This is a genomic window from Streptomyces sp. NPDC001450 (assembly GCF_053597295.1).
In genome coordinates, this window is record NZ_JBSFHY010000070.1 from 1 (window position 1) to 22,618 (window position 22,618).

Here is a 22,618-nt window from a genome sequence, read left to right on the forward strand (position 1 = left end):
AGGGCCAGGCCCCCCACACGGCCACCGGGGCGGCCAGCACGAAGCACAGCCACTGCCAGTTGCGGAACTGCAGGTCCACCCGCCGCGCGGGTGGAGGCCGCCGCTCACAGGGCCACTCCGCCGTCGACGCGGAACACCTGGCCCGTGACGTATCCGGCCTCGGGCGAGAGCAGGTAGGAGACCATCCCCGCCACCTCCTCGGGCGTGCCGAAGCGGCGCAGCGGTATGCGGTCGAGGACGGCGCTCTTGGACACCGAGGCGACCATGTCGGTGTCGATGAAGCCGGGGGCCACGGCGTTGGCGCGCACGCCGAGCCGCGCGAACTCCTTCGCCATCGCCTGGGTGAGCGCGATGATCCCGGCCTTGGACGCGGAATAGTTGGCCTGCCCGGCGCCGCCGACCACGCCCGCGGCCGACGACAGGGTGACGATCGCCCCGGCTCCGCGCCGGGCCATCGGACGGGCCACGGCGCGCAGCAGATTGGCGGTGCCGTCGAGGTTGGTCCGCAGCACCGTGTCCCACTCGTCGTCGGACATCAGCATGAGCGGCCGGTCCCGAGTGATGCCCGCGGATGCCACGGCCGCCGCGACGGGACCGAAGTCGGCCTCGACCTCGGCGACGAAGCCGCGCACCCCGGCGCGGTCGGCGACGTCGACGCGCCGGACCAGCACCCGCCGCCCGGCATCGCGGACCTCTTTGGCGGTCACGTCGGCCGCGGCCTCATCGGAGTGATAGCACAACGCCACATCGAACCCGTCGCGCGCCAGCCGTATCGCGATGGCCCGCCCTATCCCCCGTGACCCGCCGGTCACCAGGGCCACCGGGCCCGCTTTCGCGGCCACGCCGGCCTCGCTCGCGTCGTCGGACATCCCTGCTCCTCTCCTAGGGAGAAGGAACGAGCGTCGTCCGCCCTTCTATACGGCGCCTAGCGGAGGGCTTAAGAAGACGTTGGGTCCGCGGTGCCGCCTACGCTGATCGAACGACGGGGGTCGCAAGCGGGCTGCGCGCCGGCACGGCCCGGCAGGTCCTGCCCCGACGCGAGAGCACCCCTTCGTGATCGAATCGATCCTGCCCGCCGACGTGCGGGCCGTCCAGACCTTCACCCACCGGCTCGACATCCCCCTGTCCCCGCAGGAAGAGGCGGTCATCGCCGGGGCCGGCCCCAAGCGCCGCGCCGAGTTCACCAGTGTGCGGGCCTGCGCCCACGACGCGCTCACCGCGCTCGGCGTGCCGCCCGCGCCGCTGCTGCCCGACGAGCGGGGCGCCCCGAACTGGCCGTCCGGCGTCGTCGGCAGCATGACCCACTGCACGGGTACCGCGCCGCGGCCGTGGCCCACGCCCGCCACATCACCGCCCTCGGCATCGACGCCGAGCCCAACGCCCCGCTCCCTGACGGAACTCCGGGCATCATCGCCCGCCCCGAGGAGCGCACCGCCCTCGCCGGGCTGCCTGCGGCCGGGCCCTGCTGGGACCACCTCCTGTGCAGTGCCAAGGAGTCCGTTCCACAAGGCCTGGTACCCCGTCACCCGCCGCTGGCTGAACTTCCAGGAGGCCTCCCTCGGCCTCGCCCCGGACGGCACCTCCACCGCCCGCCTCCTCGTACCGGCGCCGCCCGAACTCGCCTGCCTGCACGGGCGTTGGGCCGCCGAGGGCGATCACGTGGTCACGGCGGTCGTGGTGGAGGCGGGCTGACGAGGAACCTGCGCCGTCGTCGAACCGGCCGGGCGATCGCCGATTACCTCAGCGTCGCCTGCCTCGCGCCAGGTGGCGCAGGACCAACGCTCCGGCCGCCCCGGCCAGGAGTCCGCCCGCCAGGGGGGCGAGGACGTGCACCCAGGGATCGCGGATCGGCTTGTACACGGCCCTGCCCTCTTTGATCTCGAGGAAACCGAGCGGCCTCGCCTCTCCCCCGCCGCCGGCCGGGACGTCCGCACCGGACTCCTTGGGGGCCTTGCCGCTGAAGCCGTAGCCGAACCCGACGCGCGCCACGGGGATCACGGTGACGCCCTCTCGCACGACGGCTTCGCCGAACACGATGGCGCCGGGGGCCCGGACACCGAGCTTGCGGGCCAACTGGTCCAGCACAGTGGCGTGTTCGGCCGTCATGGAGTCCAGCGGCGCGTTCTCAGGAGCGGTCATCAAATACCATCCTCGGCCTGGCGGTCGGCGCAGCCCGCACGACCGACGGCGGCCGGGGCGGAGTTCAGGTTCACGGCGATGGCGAAGCAGTCCACCACGGTGACGATACACGCGGCCGCGGTCAGCTCATCGCTGCCGGGATGTCCGGCAGGACGGTCGTGCCGACGGGCCGGTCGGTGAGGACGGCCTTGAGGACGGCGCCGCGGTCGCGTCCGTCGACGACGTGGGCGCTGCGCACTCCGTTGCGTACGGCGTCCAGGCAACCGCGCATCTTGGGGAGCATCCCGGAGGACAGGTCAGGAAGCAGGTCCTCCACCTCCTTCGCCGTGAGCCGCTCATAGATCTCCTCGGTGTGCGGCCAGTTGGCGTGCAGACCCGCGACATCGCTGACCAGGAGAAGCTTCGACGCCCGCAACGCGGCGGCGAGGGCAGCCGCCACGGTGTCGGCGTTGACGTTGTAGACGTGGGCGTCCTCCGCGCTGCGGGCGATGGAGGACACGATCGGGATGAGGCCTTCGGCAAGCAGACTCTCGATGAGACGCGGGGCCACGTGGGCGACCGCTCCCACCCGGCCGATGTCGACGAGTCGCCCGTCGATCTCGGGCCTGTGCCGCGCGGCGGTGAGCATGTCGGCGTCCTCGCCGGATATGCCCACGGCGAGCGGCTCGTGCTCGTTGATCAGGCCGACGAGCTCGCGCTGGACGACGCCGGTGAGCACCATGCGTACGACGTGCATGGCGGCCTCGGAGGTGACCCGCAGGCCGTTCCTGAACTCGGAGGCGATGTCCCGGCGTTCGAGCTCGGTGCTGATCTGCGGCCCGCCGCCATGGACGACGACGGGGCGCAGCCCGGCTCCGTGCAGGCACACCACGTCGCGGGCGAAGCGGCGGCGCAGTTCGTCGTCGACCATGGTGCTGCCACCGAGCTTGATCACGGCGATCTCGCCGAGGCCGGCGTGGATACCGGGCAGTCCGCCGGCCTCATCGGCGGCCACTTCCGTGATGCTCATGGGCGACTCCTGTGATGGTGGGTCCGATGCCCTCAGGAAATCGGGGAATTCTCCGGCAGGCGCCGGGCACACTACCGTGAAATCCAAAGCGGCCATACGGCACGAGGCATTTTTGAAAGCCTTCGCCCGGTGCCGGCACGATGTCCTGTCCACAGGACACACGACTACGGTATCGGGTTCCGACAAAGCGCGGTGCGCGAATTCTTCATCGATGCGCGTGATCGGTTTCCAGGTCATCACGGGCATCGTTTATCCCGAGGCTTTACCGCGCAGCGTAGCGGCGGGTCTCAGCCCCACTGCTCCTGCGCGAGGGAGGCGACGGGCTGGGGCTTGCCGATGACGGCGAGGGCGATGAAGAAGCCGATCCGGCCGATCGCGATGGCCAGGGTGGCCAGGGCCTTGTCGTCGTAGTGCCTGGCCACCTCGGCGTACAGCTCGTCGCTGACCCGCTCCTTGCCGACCGGGGCGGGCTGGAGCGTCGCCTCCACCAGGGCCAGGGCGGCACGCTCGGCGTCGGTGAAGTACGGGGCGTCCTGCCAGGAGGAGACGGCCGTAATGCGTTCTTCCGAGACGCCCGCCTTGCGCAGGAAATTGGTGTTCAGGATCGTCAGATAGGTGTTGTTCACGATCTGCCCGGCACGCAGATGCACCAGGCTCATGGTGGTGCGCGGCACCGATTGGTTGCCGGTGGCGCGGAAGAGGGCGGCGCTGTCATCGTCCAGCTCCGGCACGAGCTCGTTCGGGTCGGGCATCCGGGAGATGCGGGTGGTCGTCATGGCGGGCTCCTTCGCAGTGGTCTCACCGCCCTCTCGGCGACTTCACCACCACGACGGAGCGACGCCCGGGAATGTGACGGCGGGGACCAGATTTTGTATTTGACGACCCGTCAGCTCTTGTTTCCGGCCAGCTTGAGCCACACCACACCGAGGACGATGAGGCCGGGCCGCAGCGCCCTCGTGAGCTTGTTCCCCAACCTCTCTGGTCACGTTCGGTGATGGTCGCGGGGCGTTTGACGGTCTCGCCGACGCCGTAGCGGGTCGCGAAGTGGCCGTTCCCGGAGCCGGGTGGGCGTCCAGGGCCCGGGCGGCTGGGGTTCGGTGCGCGGGCTGGAGCGGCGAGGTGCGGGCCCCCGGCATCGACATCCCGAAAACCCCTCCCCCACCAGGCACGATCCGCCAACCACCAGGGCATGCACGAGAATTCAGAGACATACCAGCCCGTTTACAGCAAGGCCACTAAAATGCCCCGCCGTTCAGGAATCTGCACCAACCTGTCCAGCACCCCTGCACCCCACCACCCAGGCAACGCGTCACGCCGACGCCCCCGGCACGCACAACACCCCAGCCCAAACACCCACACCCCGCCCGAGGACACCCCATACAGACCCAGGACAAACACACTCAGATTCGCAACGGAGGATGCTCCGGATCAACTGGCTTCCACTGTCGGAGAGTTGGCCGTTCTTCTGGCTGGTGCGGATCTTGCAGAGCCAGGGGCCGATCACGACGCGTTCCCCGTCGACCTCGATCCCCTCCCGAAGCCAGTCGGGGTCGAGGGCGGTGAGGCGTGCCGCTCGATGAAGGCGCGCAGCAGGGTGGCTGTCTGTTCGAAGGAGCGGCGTTTTCTGGTCTGGGGAGTGCTGGGTGTGGCGGGGGCGGTGGTTTTCTTCGTGGTCAGGGTGGTGGGGGTGAGGCCGAGGTGGGCCAGGAGGTGGCGTTGGCCGCCTGCGAGGGTGTTCCAGGTGGTGAGCTGGCGGTGCAGCCAGGTGCCGGCTCTCACGCCGTCGATCACCGTGTCGCGGCGCAGGGTTGCGGGATCGTGTCCGTCCTGGAGGTGGCGGGCCAGGAGGTGGTACTTGCGGTGCCAGTCGGATCCGTACGGAAGAAGCCAGTCGGGATCGAGGGCGGTCAGGCGTGCGTGGCGGGCTTTTGGGAGTTGGCCTTTGCGTGCGAGGCCGCGTTGGTCGACGAGGAACTGGCCGCCGGGATGTCGGGCGGGGATGGCGAGGTGGCCGTGTTCGGTGTGGAAGGTCTCGATGAGGGTCATGTTGCCTTCGAAGGCGGCTTCGTGCTCGTCCCAGATCATGCCGGGCTCGTCGAGTTCGGCGATCCAGTCGGGGTTAAGGGTGCCTCGGCGGTGGGCGGTGCGCTGGCCGGCGATGAAGCTCCCAGGCCGTAGCCCTAGGCGTCGGTGTGGTCGACCGGGACCTTCAGGCGGCCGTGTTCTGTGTGGCAGCGGAGGGCGGCGGCTAGGCCCGCGCGGCGGGGTGCGGACAGGACCGCGCCAGCCGAGGGCCAGGCCAGCAGGTCCATGGCGCGGGCAATCGTGCCCGGGTCGAGGGTGAAGTCGAAGCGGAACCGGTGGGTGAGGAGGCAGTGGATGGTGTCGTCCACACGGTGCGCGGTGGTCTTGCGTGGGGCGCGGGCGGCGATGGTCTGGTCGTGGTGGCGCAGTGCTGCGGTGATCAGCCAGAGGGCTTCGCAGGGGGTGTCGAGGAGGCCGGTGTGGTCGGCACCGGGCGGGACGTAGGCGGGGATTATCAGGCTCGCGGTTTTCACGTCGGCGGTGGCGGGTTTGCGCAGGGCGCGGCCCAGGGCCTGGACGATCCGTCGCACGCTCTCGGCGCGGGAGGCGAACACGATGGCGCCGACGGCCGGCAGGTCGATGCCCTCGCCCAGGACGTGGGCGTCGGTGATCACGGCGCGGTTGGCGTTCGCGAAGTGGCCGAGGAGTTCGCGCGCGTTGGTCGGGGGTGTGGTTGCCGTTGATCGAGGAGACGGACAGGCTGCTCCCCCAGGAGGGGCGCTGTTCGGTGGGGGGCGCGCAGGGTGTGACCGAATTGGCGGGCGAAGCCCTCTGCGCCGGCGACCTGCTGGAAGCAGACGATCACATGCTTGAGGTCGTGCTCGGTCATCGCTTTGAGGACCGCCAGGTGCAGGGCCGTCGTCCGGCGGGCGGTCGGGGCGAAACCGGTGTGCGCGCCATCAGGGTCGATCAGGACACCGCAGGCAGGATCGGCAGCCTGGCCCGCCTGATCCGCCAGGCCGCCATCGAAGCCATCCTCGACGGCCAAGAACGCATCACCAAAGCCCTGCTGGACTCCATCACACTGGACCACCTCGCCGAGGAGCACTACCGGCCCCGCACCCCCACCCGCCGCACCCGGCCCGGCAGCCGGTGACCTCCCACACCGCAAGCCGCCCTGCGGTGCCGGCCAGCACCATGTGGCCCACCCCGCCCGGCACACTGCGCATACGGCCGCTGCCCCGCAAGACAGCAGCCTCTTACCCCACCCGCCCCGCCGCCGCCCACCACCCCTCCCCCGCCCAACTCCTCGACGGCCTGCACATCACCGCCACCGGCACCGTTGCGGCCCCGCCCGCCACCGAAATCCACCCCAGCACCCAAACCGCCCGCCGCCTGCCCGACTTCACCCGCATCCCGCCCGCGCACCCCGCCCGCGCCCTGCCCCACCAGCCCCCGCCCGCCGCCATCGGCACGGCGGGCACCGCCTGCGCCCGCCGGCAGCCTGTCCCGCCCGCGGTACAGCCGCTGCCGGCGTGCACGGCCTGCACCACTCACCACAGCCCGCACAAAGCCGCCCCCCATGGGTCCACCCCGCACCCGACCCGCCCCGGGCCATGACCTGCACCCACCACCAGCAGGCCGCCCGCGACCCCAGGCACCACCCGCCCCTCGACATCCGCTCCCTCCCTGATCTCACCCAGACCCGCCGCACCGCCCGCCGCCCACCAACAGCGGCCTCCCTGAGCTGGCCAACAACGATCACCACGCGCCGGTACGACCACCACCAACACCTCCACATCCGCTGGCACACCCGCCTCCACCAACTCACCACCGCCAACCCCCACCCCACCCCCGGCCCGGCCTCCCCGCCCGCCCTGACGCGGCGGCCCTGCGGACAGAACCAGCTCTCCGGGCGGCGTGACCATGGCGGCGTGTTGAGACCATCCGGCTCGGACCTCGGCCGCCGTCCTCACCGACAGCTCCAGGTACCCGGTCGCGGCCCAGCCGCACACGCAGCCCACGAAGCACCCGCGCCGGCAATGGGTGAGACGGTGCAGCGCCGGAACATGCTCCTCGGTCATCTGTTGCGAATACCCGACGCGTTGACCGCTCTCCCGCGCTCCGCAGAACTGCTGCTCAGCGCCGCCGGACGTCCACAGCCACCCCTGCTCCCAGGCGAACCGCTCGGCCGCGGTGCCATCGGCGAACGGCGTCGGCAGGCTGACGGCACAGCCTTGCCAGTCGCAGCGGAAGACCCGCACCTTCACCCCGACCACGGCCCGCAGACCAGCGCCAGGAGCGGGTCCAACAAACTGGCATGCCGGCTTCATCAGCAGGTTCTCGTGCTTGGCTGTTCGTGACGTGGCGCGTACGGCTCTGCGTCACCGCCCTCCCCGCGCCGGCCCCTGCGCAAGGACAGTGGCAGATGAGGGATCGGACCTGACCGTCGGACTCGGTTCGGCGGCCCGGCCTCAGCCGTCCTCAGGTCCGGTGGCAGGCGTGGGAAGGGCGGTCTCGATGCCGTGCTCGACGAACAGCTGACCAAGCATCTGAGCCTGGCAAGGCGGGAGTTGCCCAGCCTGGACTTTGGTGCGGGTCTTGGCGAGCCAGGAGCCGATCATGACGCGTTCGCCGTCGACCTCGATCCACTCGCGGGCGGCGGGGGTGCGCTGCCACCGCCCGAGGAACAGGCCGAGGATCTGTAGGCTCTGGGCGAAGGTGCGCCGTCGCGGGGCGGGTTTCCCAGCCGCCGTGGGCAGGCCCTGGTCGGGGGTGAGGGCGAGCCGGGCGAGCAGATCGCGCTGGCCGAGGTCGAGGTCGGGCCAGCTGGTGAACTGGCGGTGCAGCCAGCCGCCCGCCTTCACTCCATGGATGACCGTGTCGCGGCGCAGCGTGCTGGGGTGGTTGCCGGCTTCGAGGTGGCGGCGCAGCAGATGGTACTTGCGATGCCAGTCGGGGCCGTAGGGGAGTTTCCAGTCTGGGTCGAGGGCTGTGAGCTGGTTGTCGCGGTCGGGGGTGAGGCGGTCCTTTCGGGCCAGGGCGCGCTGGTCGGCAAGGAACTGGCCGCCGGGTAGTTGGGTGGGGATGGCAAGGTGGCCGTGTTCGGCGTGGAAGGCCTCGACGGTGGCCAGGTGGCCCTGCCAGGTGGCCTCGTGGTCGTCCCAGATCATGCCGAGATCCTCGAGCTCGGCGATCCATGCCGGATCGAGGGCGCCTGCCTGGTAGGCGGTGCGCTGGCCGGTGATGAATTGCCCCAGCCGGTAGCCGTAAGCGTCCTCGTAGTCGGCGCTCACTCGCAGGTGGCTGTGTTCGCTTTGGTATCGGATGGCGGCGGCTAGGCCGGCGCGGCGGGGGGCGGACAGGACGGCGCCGTGGGAGGGCCAGACGAGCAGGTCCAGGGCGCGGGCGATCGCGGTGGGGTCGAGGGTGTGGTCGAAGCGGAAGCGGCGGGTGATGTAGGTGTGGGAGTCGCGGGCGGGATGCTGGTTCTTGGCCCGGGGGGCGCGGGCGGCGATGGTCTGGTCGTGGTGGCGCATGGCAGAGGTGACAAGCCAGAGGGCTTCGTAGGGGGTGCCGAGGAGGTCGGTGGGGTCGGCACCGGGCGGGATGTAGGCGGGGACAACGAGGCTGGCCGTCTTCGTCGTGACGGTGGGTGGTTTGCGCAGGGCGCGGCCCAGGGCCTGGACGATGCGGCGGACGCTGGCGGTGCGGTCGGCGAAGACGACGGCGTCGACGGCCGGCAGGTCGACCCCTTCGCCAAGGACCTTGGCGTTGGCCAGCACGGCCCGGTCGGCGTCGGTGAAGCGGGCAATGATGTCGGCGCGCCGGCGGGGACTGTGGGTGCCGTCGATGGACTGCACGACGACGTCGTCCACCCAGTCGGGGCGCAGTTCGTCGGGGAGGGTACGCAGGGTGTGGGCGAACTGGCGAGCAAAGTCGGCGGCGTCGGCGATCTGCTGGAAGTAGACGAACACGTGCCGCAGGTCCTGCTCGCGCATGGCTTTGAGGATGGCCACGTGCAGGGCGGTGGTGCGGCGCGCGGTGGGCCCGGCATCCGGATCGGTGAGCGCGGTGTGCAGTTCAGTGTCGGTGACGGTGGGGACGACGAGCTGGTAGTCGGCCAGGACGCCGTCATCGATGGCGTCGGCGTGGGTGTAGGTGTGCAGGCGGGGGCCGAAGATCTGCGGCTGTTCCATGGTGGCCAGCAGGGCCGGGTCGTCCCAGGCAGGTGCTGTGGCGGCGGTGCGCTTGGGCTGCGCCCTGGTGGTGGGCGGCTCGGTCAGGCGTGGGGCTTCCCACACATACGGGGTGGCGGTGAGGTAGAGGCGGCGCTCGGCTGGGATGCGTTCGTTGTCGTGCAGCGCGGTCCAGTTCTTCTCCCAGGTGCCAGCCGTGGCGTGCGCTTCGTCCACGATCAGCAGGCCGAAGACGGGGGCGGGGAAGATCGCGGAGTGTTGGGCTTCTTCGATCTTGGACAGCGAGTCGTAGGTGAAGAAAACCGTTGCTTTGGGGTGGCGGGCGAGCCAGTAGGCCAGGTACTCCCCCGCGTTGGCCGAGTCGACCTTGGCCTCGGCGAGGAGCGGGTGTGATTCGGCGCGCAGCGAGGAGACCGTGATCATCGGCTCCTGGCGGCCGTCCGCGCGAGCCGCTGCCGCCCACTGCGCGACCAGGTCCAGGCTGGGCACTGCCACCGCCAGGTGTCGCACGCCAAGTTCTTCGGCGACGCGCAGTGCGAAGAGGGTCTTGCCGGTGCCGCAGGCCGAGACAGCGTGTCCGCGGGTGCGCGGGCGGCGCAGGTGGCGGATTGCGTTGGCGAGGCCCTCCTGTTGGTCGGTGCGCAGGACCAGACGCCCGGTGTGTTCTGTTGCGGTGGGACTGGCGGTCATCGCGCGGTTCCTCGGCATACGTGAGGGGCTGACTCGCGTTCATTCTCGCGTACGGAGGGGGCGTGGCGCAGTGTCTCTTGGTTGGCGGGGGCGCGCTGCGGGCCACGCGCGCCCCGTGATCTGCGTCGTTGGTTGTGGATCATGGGCGATGGTGGCGGCTACGTTGCGCTGGGACCCCTTGATTTCATGCGGCCCGGCGGAGGGCTGTCTTGCGAGCCGTGGGCAGCCGCAGAAGGTCTTGCAGGGGCGTGCCGTGTTCGGCCCACCGGCGCAGCCGGTCCCGGTCGACCCAGTGCGGCCGCACCGCGCGACGGGTGACCTCACGGCGGTCGAGCTCGGCGGCACCGGCCGGAAGCCGCGGCGTACCGCCGAACGCAGCCGTGCGGGCAGCGACGCCAGCGCGACGGGCTCATCGACGGGCAGCTCCAGAAGAGTCTGCAGCGCATGAAGACTGTCCAGGCGGGCCGCTGAGACGCGGGCGCGGCGTGCGCATTCTTCCTCGTCAAGCCGGTAGAACAGCAGGGCCTGGCTGCCCATCAGCTGGAGCGAGACAGACAGCGCGGCCGGATCCAGCAGGGCCGCGGAGGCTGCGCGTACCGATGTGCCCACCGACGGGCTGGCCAAGGTCACCATGCCGTTCACCCTGCCTCATCCGACTTCAGCCGCACCCGGCGGCCCCGACTATCCCACCCGATGGGGCACGGCCGCCTCGTCCAAACATTCCAAAAACGCGCCCAATCCCTGCCACAGTGCTATGTCGCCGACCGGACGGTAGAACTACCACTGTTATCCGGAAACCAAGCCTGCGGGCGGCATGCCGTGTGGCCAGGTGGACCACGGCGCAGGTCCCGCACAGCACGGCGGCTCGGTGACAGGTATGCGCAGACCGGCTTACAGACCAGTACCCGCTGCGAGATCCCAGCGCGGACCGCGCACATGGCAACCCTGCACTGAGCGCAGACGCCAGCCACTGCGGTCCGCGCACCGTCACCGACGACTCCTCTGTTCGCCACAGAGAGTCCAGCGAGAACGGCCTGAGATCGATCACCTCGAGCAGGCAGCAAGGACGGCCGGGCCTCCTGCCGGGCAGGAGGCAGACGTGGGCTCGCGCCGGGAACGCGAAAGAGCCCGGATCGTGTAGATCCGGGTCTCTTCGGCAGTAGCGGGGACAGGATTTGAACCTGCGACCTCTGGGTTATGAGCCCAGCGAGCTACCGAGCTGCTCCACCCCGCGTCGGTGTCCTCCACCGTACGCCATCACAGCAGGCGCCGAAGACCACCTTCCGGGCCAGGGCTCTACGCGGCGAAGCCGACGTTGGTGACGTACTCGTACTGGCCCCACTGCGAGCCGAGGTCGACGATCGTGTCCTGCCACGCGTCGTCCAGGCCACGACGGTCCCCGGCTGCCCAGGAGCCGACGATGCGGTCCCAGCGGCGCACGTTCATCGTCCGGTACTCCACCACCCGCTGCAGCGGCTGCGGCACCTGGGACTGGTTGAGCGGGTGGATCTCCACTCGAGTACCGCGTCCGTCGCGGTTGAGGCGCCTGAGGAGATGACGGGCGACATTGTGGCGGCGCACCGCCCGGTACACCTGGTCGATGCGTTCCAGGTTGGCCTTGGAGGGGCGGCGTTTGCCCTCCAGCCAGGCCTTCAGCGTCCGGTGGGTCACTGTGAGTCCGGCGTCCTGCGCGGCTTTCAGGGCCTGGGTCGACTTCGTCAGGTAGTGCAGGCGCGCCATCCAGCCGCGCTTGGCGGTCACGGGAGTGGCGATGCCGCCCGCGAGTTCGTCGAGCTTGCGAGCGACGGCGTCGCTGCCCTTGATGCCCCGGGCGCCGAACCTCCCGAAGTCGATGTTCTTCTCCGGCACTACTCCCCCTCGCCTGCGTGCTCACCGGCGTCGGTTCCGGCGGTGTACGTGTCCTTGACCTTGACCTCGGTAACACCTCGGCCTTCGGCGAAGACACGGCGCCAGTCACCGATGACGTGGAGTTCGTCGGTGCCCATCGCCCGGACGACGGCCAGGCCTTCGTCATGGGCCTTGAGCGCCTTGAGCCACAGATTGGCGAAGGCCTGGCTGCGGATGAGGTGCATCCAGTCCGGACGGTAGAGCTCCCGGTTGTAGTTCGACTCCCCCATCGTGGAGACGAACTTCGAGTACATCGCCTTCACATACTCCAGCGTCACCGTATCGCCCTGCTCGATCGCCGTGTCGCGGGCGTCCTTCAACGCGATGCGGAACTTCTCCAGCAGGTTCTCCGTGGCCCCGGAGGTGTACGACTCGTGGATCTGAGGAGGCGCGCACAGCTGGTGCTTCGGGCCGGACAGGCGCAGCAGGAGGCGCAGCGTCGGCTCGGTGACCCACAGCGGGCCGGGCTCGTCCCTCTGGCCGATCGGGTTGGGCAGCACCGCCGCGTGCTCCCACTCAGGCGGGGTGATCAGGTGGACTCCGGAGCGGCGGCGGTCGTGGGCCAGGCCGGTGGAGTGCTCGAGCTGACCCAGTGGGAGGTGCGTCTTGAGGGCGGAGAGATAGGCGCCGTTGATGTCGAGCGCGGTCACCTCATGCCGGCCGGGCGGGAGTTCGTGACGGGTCCACTTGGGGCGGGCTTCCCAGATCTGGTCGGCGCCGCGCGCGGTCTGCTTCTTGAGGATGTCGGGGATCCAGGGGTGCGCGATCACGTCGTAGCGGGCGCCCTTGCGGGTCTCGTCCAGCAGTCGCATCGCGTCCGGGATCGCCCGCTTCAACAGCGCCGCCGTGGCTGCGTCGACGTCGCCCCCGTGCTCGGCAAGCGCGCCCTGCACGGCCTCGCGGATCAGGTCGACCGGGCCGGACGGCTCCTGGAACGCGTGGCGGGCCGGGCCCTTGGAACGCTCCGTCGCACGCGCCGGACGTGTCGTGCGCAGCGGCGCTTTCGGGGTTTGCGCAGTGGGCTGTTCGGCTGGCGGGGCAGGCGCGGCAGCGGGGACTTTGGTGGCGGTGGGCTGGCAGTCGGCCGGGGCCAGGTGCTGAGCGAACCCCGCCACGCGTTGTCCGGCCGGACGGCCGCACAGCACACACGGCTCGGGTACGACGAGCAGCTCCACGTCATCCCCGTCCTCGTCCTGCCCGGGATCCGGCGAAGACGAGGGAGTGACGGTCGCGGCCGTGTGTGACGTGAGGGGCTGCTCCGCAGCCGGCGCCGCCGTGGTCTCGGTCTCGGTGGCGAGCTTGGTGTTCAGCCCGTCCAGCAGGTACGCGTATTTGGTGCGGATCTCGCCGGCCGGGTCCCGGCCGCTTTCCCATCCGCTGAGGGTTGACGGGCTCACGCCGAGCGCGCGTGCCACCTGCGCCTTGGACAGCCGGGCCCGCTCCCGCAGCTCGCGGCGCACCTGACAGGGCGGGAGTTCGGCCTCCGGGCCGACGGCGTCGAGCAGCGAGTCGATCGCGTCGAAGTCGCTCACCGGCTCGTCCCCTTCGCTTCGGTCCGGACGGAACGGCGCCTGTCGGTGGGCAGCGCCTCGCACGCTCTGGTCGGACCCGCCAGCAGGTCCAGCGCGCTGATGCCGTAGTGCTCGGCCAGGACGTCGACGTCGCGCAGGCTCCAGGAGATGGCGCCCGACTGCCGGCGCGACACCTGTGTCTGCGTCAGTCCCAGCACCCCCGCAACCGACCGCTGCGAGTCACCCGTCACCTGCATCAACGCGGCCACTGTCAGCCGCAGCGACTCCTCCAAGCTCAATCCCATGCCGCCATCTTACCTGCATCAATGCAACTCTCGCATCTATATCAGCTTTTCGCTATCTATAATGCAGAAAGGCTTTCACGGTTATTTGTAAGCACTTCTTTGAGCTCCATCGCACGGCTCAGAAGTGGCCCCACGGCGTAAGAAGTTGATCTGGCTCCACCTGGCGAGGCCATGCCAGATGCTCTGCGAGTTCTTGGGTCGTTCTGCAGCCGCGAAAACCAGGTGTCCCAGCCGCTGCGCCTGCCTACGCTTCCCACCATGGACAGCTCCTGGGCCGAGGGCCTCGTCAACGTCGTGGACGTCGAAGCGACCTGCTGGGCTGGTTCCCAGCCGCCTGGCGAGGTCAGCGAGATCATCGAGATCGGGCTGACTGTCATCGACCTGGACGCCGGCGAGCGCCTCGCCCGGCACCGGATCCTGGTGAGGCCCGCCCGGTCCACGGTCAGCGGGTTCTGCACGGAGCTGACCGGCCTCACTCAACACGAGGTCGACCAAGGGGTCACCTTCGCCGAGGCGTGCCGGCTACTGGCGGCCGAGCACCGCGCAGGCGCCCGGCCGTGGGTCAGTTGGGGCGACTACGACCGCCACCAGTTCACGCGGCAGTGTCAGGTCACACGGACGCCCTACCCCTTCGGACGCCGTCACACCAACGCCAAGGCTGTCTTCACCGAGGCATACGGTCTGCGCAAGCGCCCTGGTATGGCACAGGCCCTGGAGATCGCCGGGCGGCGGCTCGAAGGCCGTCACCACCGGGGCGAGGACGATGCCTGGAACATCGCGGCCCTCGTGCTTCACCTCTCTGCGCGAGGCGTTTGGCCGACTGCGGTAGAACACCCCGCCTGACGCACCCGCCCGGCTTGAAGGACGTCCTGCAAAGGTCCTATCACCCCAGGTCAGCGGCGCTCCTTCCTTCGTCAGGTTTGTAACGTCGTCCCGCATGCAGGCGAGGAGCCGATAAGTCTGTCGTTCTGCGTTCACTGTCGGTCCTGGAAGTCGACAAATCGTGACGTCGTATCTGGCCGGCGTCGTGAGTTCCGCACGGTCCGCTGACGCTCCCGCGACGTGCCCTCTTTGGAGTGAATGCGCTGCTCCGTCCGCCCGGCGACGGCAGGGTCTTTGGCGGAGAAGTACGGGGTGCACCGGCGGACGGTGCGGCAGGCCCTTTGTCTGCTGTTCCGCCGCCTCGGAAGAAGCCAGCACCGCGGGCCACGGTCCTGGACCCGGCCAAGCCGTGTGTATCACTGCGGTGGCTGGGGACTGGCCGACGCTCCTTCCGGATGCTCGTTGATCCAGGACAGGCCGCCGATGTCGAGGCGGCGCCGGGTGCGGGTGACGGCCACATAGGCCAGGCAGGCCTCCTGGTCGTCGATCCGGCGGGCCGCATGCTGTCGTGGACTTCCGGCACGATGAGCTGGTAGTCGGCGAGGATGCCGCGTTCGATTGCCTGGGCCAGGTCCAGGTTGTAGACGACGGGGCCGTAGGAGGCCCTGCACTGCCACCAGGCGCCCTGGCGACGCCAGCAGATCTTCCGCGAGTTCGAGCACTTCTCCGCCCACACCCCGGGCAGCACCGCCGCCAGCCACGACTGCGCCGTGCTCGCCAGCGTCCGCGTGCTGAGCGAAGGAGTCGACGCCCCCGACACCGACGGCATCCTGATTCCAGCGGCATCTCGATGCCAGCAGCCGACACCGCCACAGGCGGGATCTCGGTCAACGTGCCGTCCTCGAAGGCCTCCGCCTGCGTGCAGGAAGCGACCACGGGCCCGCGCTCGTCGTCCATGTCTCGTCTGCCCAATCTCTCGGCGGCCGCTTGTTCCCCCGCCTCCTGTAGAGCCTGCCGTCTTCGCCCCATGAACGCTGTCCTCCCTCGTGCGGGTGAGCGCCTGTCCTGGCGCTGCTCAGCTCGCCACCGAAACTGCTCAGTCACACGACGAGGCGCCCACCTGACGGCCCGGCACGGTGTCGCGTCGGGACGCCCGCGCTGGCCGCTACGCCGGCGCAGCGTCACGGTCCGGTGGACTGCATGCGCGCGGGACGCCCGACGGGGCGGCCAGGCAGCGTTCACGCAAGCATCCGAAGGCGGGCAGGGGCCACGCTGCATAGGCTTCCGCGCATGGCCAGCCGATCCTTTCAGCACGGGCGCGGGCTCGTGCCCGTGCAGTACCACCAGTTCCAGATCAACGACGTGGACGGTCCCGCCGGCCCCGATCTGCCCCGCACCCACAACGGACTGGTCGAGGTGCAGGACGGCATCGCCACCGTCCACACCGGCATCCACACCGGGGACGTCGACGTCACCATCACCCTGCACACCGACACTCCCGAGCCCGGGGAGGCCGTGTGGGAAGAGATCGTCGAAGTGTCCCTGCACTCGGCGTCCGGAGAGCTGATGGTGCGCGGCCTGATGGACGACCTGGACGAGGAACTGCCGGTCCTGTCCTGCGCCGGACCCGGCGACTACCGGCTCCGCATCCATGCCCGCGGCCGCGACACCGCCAGCGACCTCGCCCCCGAGGAAGTCACCGAGTACTACCTCATCCAGGCATGGCCAGCACCCCCGCGGGACGCGAGAGTGCTGCGCCAGCAGGACAGCTACGGAGCCTCCATCCGAACAGGCTGAGCCCCAACATACTCGTCGATGACCGGCACCTACCTTCGGTCACTGCTTTGATGGCGAGGTTGGCGCCCCCTGGGACCGGGCTGGTGCTGCCGTCCGTTCGCCCGCTCGTCGGGCGCGGCAGCCACCTGGGAACCGTCAGTCCTGATCGTCGAGACGGGCCAGCTGTCCGTCCTCGGCGGCGAGTTCCAACCGCGCTCGGCGGGGCGGCAGTTGCTGATCATCCCGCAGGGTGTTCAACGCGAGGGCGGGAGTCGCATGCTCGCGCGATAACTCGGTGTACCCGAGAACGGGAGGCACCACCCCGCCCCCGTGGCGGCAGCCTGCCGCCACGGGGGAGAGCTCGACGGGGACGGTCGCCTCTCGTTCAGATGACTCCGAGGAGTCCGTTGCCGCCGAGGAGGGTGCTGTCCTTCTGCGGGAAGCCGACGGACGGGGCGGTGATCATGCTGCTGCCCTTGGCGGTGGGGCCGTCGGTGCCGCCCGGGAGCACCCAGACGGCGCCGGTGGCGTCGTTCTCCTCCGCGGCGCTGATGAAGAGTTCCGGTTTGCCGTCCTTGTTGATGTCGCCGACGGCCACGGTGGTGCCGAAGGAGTCCTCGGCCTCGTCAGCCCCTGGGATCCCGGCGGTGTTCTGGGTGAAGGCGTAGGCGCCGCTGCCCAGGGCCCCAGTGCGGCGGCCGGGGATGACCGTCACCTGCCCGGCGTTTCTCTTGCCCGTGTCCTCCAGCGGCGAGCCGACCACGATGTCCGCCAGCCCGTCACGGTTCAGGTCGGCCACCGCGAGAGCGCCGCCGAAGTTGTCCTCCTTCTCGCTCGCGCCAGGGACACCGGGGGTGTCCTGGGTGAGCTGGGCCGGTTTCGCGTCTCGCGCGATGCCGTGGGCCGAGCCGTACCAGAGGAGTACCCGGCCGCCGAGCGCGCCGTCGGCTCCGGCGTGGTCCGGCTCGTCCGGATCCCCCACCACGAGATCGGCGTAGCCGTCGCCGTTGAGGTCCCCGGTGGCCGCGATCAGCCCGTTGCCCATCTGCTGCTCACCCCCCACCGCGGGGTCGATCTACACCGCGCCCCCGCTGATGTCGCTCAGCCGGACGGTGACGACCACCTCGTCCAGGAAGCCGCTGCGGGAGAAGTCGCCCAGCGTGACGCTTCCGACGGAAGCGGTGTGCTGGTATTCATCGGCCGGGCCGTATGTGCCGCTGCGGCTGAACGGCCCCAGGAAGCGCATCGCCCCCTCATACCCTGCGACGAACACCTCGGTCTTCGCACCGGGGCCCGTGCTGGCCGCTGCCACGTCGAGGCCGTAGTACTTGCCGGCAGTGGTCGCCGGCAAGTCGGTGCCGGACGTCAGCCCGGACTTGCTGCCCCACAGGACCGTCACCGTGCCGGCGTCCTCGCCCCGCGTGGTGTCCTCGTACGGCGCGGAGACCACCAAGTCCGCGTAACCGTCCCGGTTCAGGTCGGCCGTCGCGGTGGCGGCACCGAACCCGTCGTTCGACTCGACCGTGCCCGGCACACCCGCGGTGTTCTGCGTGATGGTCGCCCGCCGGGACGTCGACAGTCCCGCCTTCCCTCCGTAGAGAACGACCACGGCACCGGCTCCCGCCTTACCGGCGATGTTCGCCCCGGGCGCGGGCAGCACGGCGTCGCGGTAACCGTCACCGTTGAAGTCACCGGGCACCGCACCGTGCACGGCCGCCGCGGGCGCGGCCGACAGCAGCGGAGCGCCCATGACGGCGGCGATCAGGAGCGCCCCCGTTCGCCAACCCCCGTGCAGACCACGTCTGTTCATCATGAGCTGGATCCCCTCCCCCTCGACGCACCTGGCGTGCGCCGCAGTCAGGGCATCGTAAGGGGCGCCCCCGAAGGGCCCGGGGCGCCCCCTCAGCAGGCCGCCGTCGTCCCCTACCGGGACGCCGACCCGGCCTCGGCGAACAGTGACACCCCGACGGCAAGCTTGACGACCAGGCGCGGGCCGCGAGCGACGCCGCAGGCCCATCTGGGTGCTGCTGAACAGGGCAGCGCGAACTTGCCCCGCTTGCTTGGGATTTGTCTCCTCGTAGTGATCCGCACCCATGGGAGCAGTCATGAGCGAGCCGTCGCAGACCCCGGACCCCTCCTACACCAAGGTCCAGCTGAGCGGGCCGCCGGAGGCCGTCGCCCGGCTCATCGCCGCTCTGGGAGTCGCGGGCGCGATCGTGCCCGCGCGCGGGGCAGGCCCGCCGGACGCACCGTCAGGCATCCGCTTGGCGGGTGCGTTCGGCCGGCCGCTATTCGCAGGGCCAGCCGAGAGTGGTGCACAGGTCCTCAAGGACCTGCCGGTCAGCTGCCGTCAGATGGGGTGAGAGACCGACGCCGATGTCGATCAGGCCCGCTGCTCCAGGCTCTGGCGCATGACGGCCAGCCCAGCGAAGGGGTAGTCGGGCGTGAAGTACTCACGGGCGGCGAGTCGCGCGGCCCACACGGTGCCGGGGCGCATCCAGGCGGCTCCGTAGCGGGAAACGTCGACGGCGAGGAGCACCGGTGCGCCGTCCAGGGAGCGGCCCTGAGCCGCCTTCTGCGCGCCGCGGCCGGCTTCGAACGCGGCGTACTCGGCCGCGCCCAGTGGGCCGTCGAGTATCCCGGCGGTGACTTCCCAGCGCACCGCGCCGTTTCCCGGACAGACCTGGACGGTTATCTCCACGCCTCCCGCGTTCTTCGGGTCCTGGACCCGGATGACCTCGGCCACGGCCGGACTGCCCACGCCGAGCGCATCGGCCTGGGTGCGCACGGCCGCCGCGGCCTTGTCGGCGGCCTCCCGCTGCAGACAGCTGGGATAGCGGTCGAAGGCCAGGTCCACGTCGAACCGGCCGCCGCTGGCCGCTTCCACGCGCTCGACGAGTTCGTAGATGCTCTGCGGCGCCCGGGCGGTCACCTCGACCCGGCGCACACGGCGCCGGACCTGGTGAGCAGGAAGTCGGGGTTCGCAACCTTGGTGTCCCCGAGTCCGTAGCCGATCCCAGCATCGGCCAGGGCGAGGGCGAGGGCGAACTCGGTCCGCATCTCCAGGAGTTGCCCCATCGAGGTCAGCTGCACGAATTCCGCGATCTTCCTGCGCCAGCGAGGGTCGCCGGCGGCCGTGGCGTCGAGTGCCGCCATCGTCTCCAGGGCGTCCAGCCCGACGAGGACAGCCGGGTTCGTCCCTGCGGCGGCTTCCATGACCCGCACGGGGTGGGTGTGGGAAGCGTCGGTGAGCCACCGCTGGAGCACCGTGCGGGCGGCGGAGGGCTGGGAGGTGCCGCTGGTCATCGTGCCGATCTCCTCGATCTCGCCCAGCCGATGGCCGGAGATGGGCAAAGACGCCGGTGGGATCAGGACGACCGTCCCGGTCCCGGCGGACCGCGTCCGAAACCGTCAGAAGCTGGACTCTCGGGACGGTCGGCCGCGCCGAGGTTCGACAAGACCGATTACCGCGAGCGTCATGCCGTCGAGTGCGGGCTCGATCGTCTCAAGCGGCACCGGGCCGTGGCCACGAGGTACGACAGGTTTGCCGTCCGCTACGAGGCGAAAGTGCCGGTCGCAGTCCTCGACGAGTGGCTGTGACCAGCACTTTCGCAATAGCCCCTAACGGTTGCAGGCCCAGCGGCCGGTGATGTGGAACAGCGGCTTCTCCTGGTCGTTCTCCTGCTCCCAAGGTGCAAGCCGGGCATCCAGGGTGCCGGAGGTCAGTCCGTGGTCGATCGTGACCAACGCTCTGCCCTTGTTGTGGTCGTCAGGGAGGTGGTAGACGTACTGGAACTTCCCGAGCCCGTTACCGAGCACGACGCTGCTCGGAGCCTTGTCCGAGGCAACGTCGAACGTCAGCACGTTCGACGCGCCATTCGTATCGGCGTCGTACACCGCAAAGTGCTTGCCCGGCTTCGGAGACCCGAAGGAGGCACCGTTTCCGATGGAGATCTCCCAGTCGATGCCGTTCATGCGCACCGTGAACTGCGCCTCCCAGGCGCCGTCATCAGCGGGCATCACGCACTGCGTGGCGCCATCGGGCACGGTGTAGTCGTAGTGGGCCCCGCTCTTGCCGTGAAGTACCTTCAGCGCCCCGCGAGCGGTTCCCTTGATGTCTCCGCTGAAGCGCAAGTCGGTTCTGACCGGCGGTGCGCTCGGCGACTTACTCGCCTTCGGTCTCGCCTGTACAGCCGCGTGCTTACTCGCGGCCGGGCGCTTGCTGCTGACAGGGTGCTTACTGCTAGCGGGGACGGACCCGTGAGCCGTGCAGGCGCCGACCGTCCCCAGCGCAATCACAACTCCCAAGACCATCTTCTTGCCAGCCATATCAGTCCGGTCTCTCTACAAAGTCGTCATGGTGGTCCACCAACGTCGGTTCGAAGGTCTTTCATATCCCGAACACGATGCCTTTGACTGGCCAGGCCAGCGCCCTGCACATGGTGTTCCATGCAATCCTCGGGATCAACCGTGGCCGCGCGGTGTTCGGCCTCCGGCCGTGTCGCAGGGCCGTCGATCCCCCGAGTCCGACGAGCCGGTGGCGGAGGGGTGGCGCGCAGCTCAGGCTGTTCGCGGAGCGGGTGCTGCCGGCACCTGAGGATCGAGCAGGGCGATGAGGGTACGGCCGACCCGCTGGAGTTCCTCGTCGTGGTCGACGCTCTGGAACCTGCCGCCGCAGCGGGGCAGGGCCAGTTGCTCGCGGAGCAGGGGCAGGGCCGGTGCCGCGAGGGGGCCCATGCGGTCCAGGCAGGCCACGACGTGGTTGGCCGTCGCGGAGTTCTGGGCCATGGCCTGCAGCAGGGCGTCCAGGGCGGCTGGTGCCTGCCTCGCCGCCGAGCTCCCAGAGCGCGGCCGCGCAATGCACCCGAACCCATTCGTAGTCATGCGTCAGAAGGTCTCGCAGGCGCGGCAGTGCGACGGAGGCGGGCGGGCCTATCTCGCCGAGCAGATCAGCCGCGTCACCGATCCGGAAGGTGATGCGGTCGTCGAGGAGGCCGAGCAGAAGCGGCATGACCTCGGCCAGGTCACCGCCGGCGGCCCACAGCGCGGCGACGGCGGCAGGCCGTATTGCGCGTCGGTGGCGGTGGTCAGCGACCGGATCGTGTCCCGTGCGCCAGCTGCCGCCGGGCCGAACGCCCCTAGTGCCTTCAGGGCTGATCGCGTGACGCCGTGCTGCTCATGGCGCACGGCGGCGCCGAGGGTGTCCACAACCGCTGGAAACCGCGGCCGGGTCGCCCAGCGCGGCCAGGGCGGAGAGGATCGCGTTGGCGCTCATCTCGGTCCACTGCTGGGAGAGGTCGATCCGGCGCAGGTGGTCGACCAAGCCGGGGCACCAACTGGTCGGCCGCCTGCGGCAGATGTCCTGCGACCTGGATCGCGCGCCAGGCATCGACGTCGCTGTCCGGCGCGGCCAGCAGACTCGGCAGGGCGCGTGCGTCGCCGAGGCGTGCCAAGGCCCGGACGGCCTCCTGGTGGCTTTTGCGTAGGCGCGCATTTGGTGCGGCCCATACGTGAGGGCCGTGTGCCGCGCGTTGGGCGTTGGTGTGCGCGGCGAGTGCCTCCCGGGCCGGGGCGGCGATCGGGTGGCAGGATTCCAGGACGGCCGCGGCCTCTGTGGCGACCTCCTGGTCGGCCGTGGTGATTGGTCGGTGACCAGCAGGAGGAGCCGGGTGTGGTCCCCGCGCCAGGTCCGCATCAGCTCCCCGCTCATACGGACCGCGTCCAGGCGCGAGCCGGGGTCGGGGCTGTTCAGCTGTTCGGTCAGCACCGCGGTGCATTCAGGCACCCGGGCTCCCAGGTCGTGGAATGTACGCAGCAGGGCCGTGGTCGGTGCGCACAACGCGGAGGAGCCCGCCCGCTGCCAGCCGGCGTCCCCCGCCTGCTGCGCCGTGTGCGCGTGTGCCGGTCGAGATCCTCGGAGGCGGCGAGGATCTGGGGCGCAGCTTTGTCCGTGGGTGCCGCCGGGCGGACGGGGGCCGGTGCGATCCGCCGCACGGGTATGGTGCGGGCGGTCTCGCGCAGCAGGCCGACGGCGGCTGGTACGACGTCCTCGCCAATCTCGTCCGGGGCGCAGCGGGCCCGCTGGACCAGGGCCGCGAGCCGGGTCGCCGGGTCCTGGGCCGGGTCGGCGGCGAGTCCGGCGAGTCCGGCGAGTCCGGCGAGTCCGGCGAGTCCGGCGAGTCCGGCGAGTCCGGCGAGTCCGGCGAGTCCGGCGAGTCCGGCGAGTCCGGCGAG

23 protein-coding genes, 1 tRNA gene and 2 pseudogenes are annotated in these 22,618 nt (G+C 70.3%); 8 read left to right on the forward strand and 18 right to left on the reverse strand.

Annotated features, from left to right (window positions below):
* Nucleotides 1-104: 104 nt before the first annotated feature.
* Entirely contained in the window at nucleotides 105-869 is a 765-nt protein-coding gene (gene fabG / locus ACWC5O_RS42715; RefSeq protein WP_450591747.1) for a 3-oxoacyl-ACP reductase FabG, read from the reverse strand.
* 184 nt (nucleotides 870-1,053) lie between these two features.
* On the opposite strand from fabG, the gene ACWC5O_RS42720 reads away from it, so the two are divergent.
* Nucleotides 1,054-1,692, forward strand: coding sequence for a 4'-phosphopantetheinyl transferase family protein (locus tag ACWC5O_RS42720; RefSeq protein WP_450591746.1), 639 nt, complete (start codon nucleotides 1,054-1,056; stop codon nucleotides 1,690-1,692).
* 48 nt (nucleotides 1,693-1,740) lie between these two features.
* Here the strand turns inward: ACWC5O_RS42720 and ACWC5O_RS42725 are convergent, their stop codons facing one another.
* The 5 genes from ACWC5O_RS42725 to ACWC5O_RS42745 form a co-directional block, all read right to left on the reverse strand.
* On the reverse strand, nucleotides 1,741-2,139 hold the full coding sequence (locus ACWC5O_RS42725; RefSeq protein ID WP_450591745.1) for a GerW family sporulation protein: 399 nt from the start codon (nucleotides 2,137-2,139) through the stop codon (nucleotides 1,741-1,743).
* Nucleotides 2,140-2,260: 121 nt separating this feature from the next.
* Nucleotides 2,261-3,148: an acetylglutamate kinase gene (argB, locus tag ACWC5O_RS42730; RefSeq protein ID WP_450781243.1), complete on the reverse strand. Its 888-nt coding sequence runs from the start codon at nucleotides 3,146-3,148 to the stop codon at nucleotides 2,261-2,263.
* Nucleotides 3,149-3,435: 287 nt separating this feature from the next.
* Nucleotides 3,436-3,924 (reverse strand): carboxymuconolactone decarboxylase family protein, encoded by a 489-nt coding sequence (locus ACWC5O_RS42735; RefSeq protein WP_450592036.1) that lies wholly within the window; start codon nucleotides 3,922-3,924, stop codon nucleotides 3,436-3,438.
* A gap of 724 nt (nucleotides 3,925-4,648) precedes the next feature.
* The gene (locus ACWC5O_RS42740) at nucleotides 4,649-5,233 is read right to left on the reverse strand and encodes a helicase associated domain-containing protein (protein ID WP_450592035.1); all 585 of its coding nucleotides are present in this window, start codon (nucleotides 5,231-5,233) and stop codon (nucleotides 4,649-4,651) included.
* A gap of 95 nt (nucleotides 5,234-5,328) precedes the next feature.
* Nucleotides 5,329-5,847, reverse strand: coding sequence for a hypothetical protein (locus ACWC5O_RS42745; RefSeq protein WP_450592034.1), 519 nt, complete (start codon nucleotides 5,845-5,847; stop codon nucleotides 5,329-5,331).
* Nucleotides 5,848-6,149: 302 nt separating this feature from the next.
* Here ACWC5O_RS42745 and ACWC5O_RS42750 point away from each other — a divergent pair.
* Together ACWC5O_RS42750 and ACWC5O_RS42755 are read left to right on the forward strand one after the other, a co-directional pair.
* Nucleotides 6,150-6,329 (forward strand): annotated as a pseudogene (locus tag ACWC5O_RS42750) (ATP/GTP-binding protein); the annotation flags it as partial.
* 26 nt (nucleotides 6,330-6,355) lie between these two features.
* The gene (locus ACWC5O_RS42755) at nucleotides 6,356-6,793 is read left to right on the forward strand and encodes a hypothetical protein (RefSeq protein ID WP_450592033.1); all 438 of its coding nucleotides are present in this window, start codon (nucleotides 6,356-6,358) and stop codon (nucleotides 6,791-6,793) included.
* An 854-nt stretch (nucleotides 6,794-7,647) separates the two neighbouring features.
* On the opposite strand, the gene ACWC5O_RS42760 is transcribed toward ACWC5O_RS42755, so the two are convergent.
* The 5 genes from ACWC5O_RS42760 to ACWC5O_RS42780 all read right to left on the reverse strand — a co-directional run bounded on the left by ACWC5O_RS42760 (nucleotide 7,648) and on the right by ACWC5O_RS42780 (nucleotide 13,786).
* Nucleotides 7,648-10,062 (reverse strand): Helicase associated domain protein, encoded by a 2,415-nt coding sequence (locus ACWC5O_RS42760; RefSeq protein ID WP_450592032.1) that lies wholly within the window; start codon nucleotides 10,060-10,062, stop codon nucleotides 7,648-7,650.
* Between the two features lie 1,160 nt (nucleotides 10,063-11,222).
* Nucleotides 11,223-11,296: transfer RNA gene (locus tag ACWC5O_RS42765), tRNA-Met, on the reverse strand.
* A 62-nt stretch (nucleotides 11,297-11,358) separates the two neighbouring features.
* Complete coding sequence (locus ACWC5O_RS42770) at nucleotides 11,359-11,931, reverse strand: transcriptional regulator (RefSeq protein ID WP_450592031.1); 573 nt, start codon at nucleotides 11,929-11,931, stop codon at nucleotides 11,359-11,361.
* Complete coding sequence (locus tag ACWC5O_RS42775; protein ID WP_450592030.1) at nucleotides 11,931-13,502, reverse strand: helix-turn-helix domain-containing protein; 1,572 nt, start codon at nucleotides 13,500-13,502, stop codon at nucleotides 11,931-11,933. The genes ACWC5O_RS42770 and ACWC5O_RS42775 overlap by 1 nt, the downstream gene beginning before the upstream one ends.
* Nucleotides 13,499-13,786, reverse strand: coding sequence for a helix-turn-helix domain-containing protein (locus ACWC5O_RS42780; protein ID WP_450592029.1), 288 nt, complete (start codon nucleotides 13,784-13,786; stop codon nucleotides 13,499-13,501). The genes ACWC5O_RS42775 and ACWC5O_RS42780 overlap by 4 nt, the downstream gene beginning before the upstream one ends.
* 258 nt (nucleotides 13,787-14,044) lie before the next feature.
* Here ACWC5O_RS42780 and ACWC5O_RS42785 point away from each other — a divergent pair, with 258 nt between their 5' ends.
* The 3 genes from ACWC5O_RS42785 to ACWC5O_RS42795 all read left to right on the forward strand — a co-directional run bounded on the left by ACWC5O_RS42785 (nucleotide 14,045) and on the right by ACWC5O_RS42795 (nucleotide 16,405).
* A complete protein-coding gene (locus tag ACWC5O_RS42785; RefSeq protein WP_450592028.1) occupies nucleotides 14,045-14,629 on the forward strand; it encodes an exonuclease domain-containing protein in 585 nt (194 codons plus the stop codon).
* Between the two features lie 434 nt (nucleotides 14,630-15,063).
* Nucleotides 15,064-15,204, forward strand: a complete 141-nt coding sequence (locus ACWC5O_RS42790) for a hypothetical protein (protein WP_450592027.1) — start codon at nucleotides 15,064-15,066, stop codon at nucleotides 15,202-15,204.
* Nucleotides 15,205-15,898: 694 nt separating this feature from the next.
* Complete coding sequence (locus ACWC5O_RS42795; RefSeq protein ID WP_450592026.1) at nucleotides 15,899-16,405, forward strand: hypothetical protein; 507 nt, start codon at nucleotides 15,899-15,901, stop codon at nucleotides 16,403-16,405.
* 364 nt (nucleotides 16,406-16,769) lie between these two features.
* Here ACWC5O_RS42795 and ACWC5O_RS42800 read toward each other — a convergent pair whose 3' ends face one another.
* Together ACWC5O_RS42800 and ACWC5O_RS42805 are read right to left on the reverse strand one after the other, a co-directional pair.
* Nucleotides 16,770-17,429, reverse strand: a complete 660-nt coding sequence (locus ACWC5O_RS42800) for an FG-GAP repeat protein (protein WP_450592025.1) — start codon at nucleotides 17,427-17,429, stop codon at nucleotides 16,770-16,772.
* A 30-nt stretch (nucleotides 17,430-17,459) separates the two neighbouring features.
* Nucleotides 17,460-18,197 (reverse strand): FG-GAP repeat protein, encoded by a 738-nt coding sequence (locus ACWC5O_RS42805; RefSeq protein ID WP_450592023.1) that lies wholly within the window; start codon nucleotides 18,195-18,197, stop codon nucleotides 17,460-17,462.
* 292 nt (nucleotides 18,198-18,489) lie between these two features.
* Between ACWC5O_RS42805 and ACWC5O_RS42810 the strand changes: the two genes are divergently transcribed.
* Complete coding sequence (locus ACWC5O_RS42810) at nucleotides 18,490-18,747, forward strand: hypothetical protein (RefSeq protein ID WP_450592022.1); 258 nt, start codon at nucleotides 18,490-18,492, stop codon at nucleotides 18,745-18,747.
* Between the two features lie 20 nt (nucleotides 18,748-18,767).
* Here the strand turns inward: ACWC5O_RS42810 and ACWC5O_RS42815 are convergent, their stop codons facing one another.
* The 5 genes from ACWC5O_RS42815 to ACWC5O_RS42835 form a co-directional block, all read right to left on the reverse strand.
* Entirely contained in the window at nucleotides 18,768-19,331 is a 564-nt protein-coding gene (locus tag ACWC5O_RS42815) for a hypothetical protein (protein ID WP_450592021.1), read from the reverse strand.
* Nucleotides 19,313-19,690: a hypothetical protein gene (locus ACWC5O_RS42820; RefSeq protein WP_450592019.1), complete on the reverse strand. Its 378-nt coding sequence runs from the start codon at nucleotides 19,688-19,690 to the stop codon at nucleotides 19,313-19,315. Before ACWC5O_RS42820 ends, ACWC5O_RS42815 begins: the two co-directional genes overlap by 19 nt.
* A gap of 315 nt (nucleotides 19,691-20,005) precedes the next feature.
* The gene (locus ACWC5O_RS42825) at nucleotides 20,006-20,518 is read right to left on the reverse strand and encodes a hypothetical protein (protein ID WP_450592018.1); all 513 of its coding nucleotides are present in this window, start codon (nucleotides 20,516-20,518) and stop codon (nucleotides 20,006-20,008) included.
* A 426-nt stretch (nucleotides 20,519-20,944) separates the two neighbouring features.
* Nucleotides 20,945-21,172, reverse strand: coding sequence for a hypothetical protein (locus tag ACWC5O_RS42830; protein ID WP_450592017.1), 228 nt, complete (start codon nucleotides 21,170-21,172; stop codon nucleotides 20,945-20,947).
* Nucleotides 21,173-21,560: 388 nt separating this feature from the next.
* Nucleotides 21,561-21,707, reverse strand: coding sequence for a hypothetical protein (locus ACWC5O_RS42835; protein ID WP_450592015.1), 147 nt, complete (start codon nucleotides 21,705-21,707; stop codon nucleotides 21,561-21,563).
* Between the two features lie 575 nt (nucleotides 21,708-22,282).
* Between ACWC5O_RS42835 and ACWC5O_RS42840 the strand changes: the two are divergent.
* Nucleotides 22,283-22,618, forward strand: a pseudogene (locus ACWC5O_RS42840) (hypothetical protein); the annotation flags it as partial.

What these genes read in the sequence shown, in the direction of transcription:
- ACWC5O_RS42795 (WP_450592026.1), top strand. Translation starts at nt 15,899, where the DNA reads ATGGCCAGCCGATCCTTTCAGCACGGGCGCGGGCTCGTGCCCGTGCAG.
- ACWC5O_RS42735 (WP_450592036.1), bottom strand. Translation starts at nt 3,924, where the DNA reads ATGACGACCACCCGCATCTCCCGGATGCCCGACCCGAACGAGCTCGTG.
- fabG (WP_450591747.1), bottom strand. Translation starts at nt 869, where the DNA reads ATGTCCGACGACGCGAGCGAGGCCGGCGTGGCCGCGAAAGCGGGCCCG.
- ACWC5O_RS42740 (WP_450592035.1), bottom strand. Translation starts at nt 5,233, where the DNA reads ATGATCTGGGACGAGCACGAAGCCGCCTTCGAAGGCAACATGACCCTC.
- argB (WP_450781243.1), bottom strand. Translation starts at nt 3,148, where the DNA reads ATGAGCATCACGGAAGTGGCCGCCGATGAGGCCGGCGGACTGCCCGGT.
- ACWC5O_RS42830 (WP_450592017.1), bottom strand. Translation starts at nt 21,172, where the DNA reads ATGGCCCAGAACTCCGCGACGGCCAACCACGTCGTGGCCTGCCTGGAC.
- ACWC5O_RS42780 (WP_450592029.1), bottom strand. Translation starts at nt 13,786, where the DNA reads ATGGGATTGAGCTTGGAGGAGTCGCTGCGGCTGACAGTGGCCGCGTTG.
- ACWC5O_RS42785 (WP_450592028.1), top strand. Translation starts at nt 14,045, where the DNA reads ATGGACAGCTCCTGGGCCGAGGGCCTCGTCAACGTCGTGGACGTCGAA.
- ACWC5O_RS42810 (WP_450592022.1), top strand. Translation starts at nt 18,490, where the DNA reads ATGAGCGAGCCGTCGCAGACCCCGGACCCCTCCTACACCAAGGTCCAG.
- ACWC5O_RS42800 (WP_450592025.1), bottom strand. Translation starts at nt 17,429, where the DNA reads ATGGGCAACGGGCTGATCGCGGCCACCGGGGACCTCAACGGCGACGGC.
- ACWC5O_RS42805 (WP_450592023.1), bottom strand. Translation starts at nt 18,197, where the DNA reads ATGATGAACAGACGTGGTCTGCACGGGGGTTGGCGAACGGGGGCGCTC.
- ACWC5O_RS42725 (WP_450591745.1), bottom strand. Translation starts at nt 2,139, where the DNA reads ATGACCGCTCCTGAGAACGCGCCGCTGGACTCCATGACGGCCGAACAC.
- ACWC5O_RS42820 (WP_450592019.1), bottom strand. Translation starts at nt 19,690, where the DNA reads ATGACCAGCGGCACCTCCCAGCCCTCCGCCGCCCGCACGGTGCTCCAG.
- ACWC5O_RS42760 (WP_450592032.1), bottom strand. Translation starts at nt 10,062, where the DNA reads ATGACCGCCAGTCCCACCGCAACAGAACACACCGGGCGTCTGGTCCTG.
- ACWC5O_RS42790 (WP_450592027.1), top strand. Translation starts at nt 15,064, where the DNA reads ATGCTCGTTGATCCAGGACAGGCCGCCGATGTCGAGGCGGCGCCGGGT.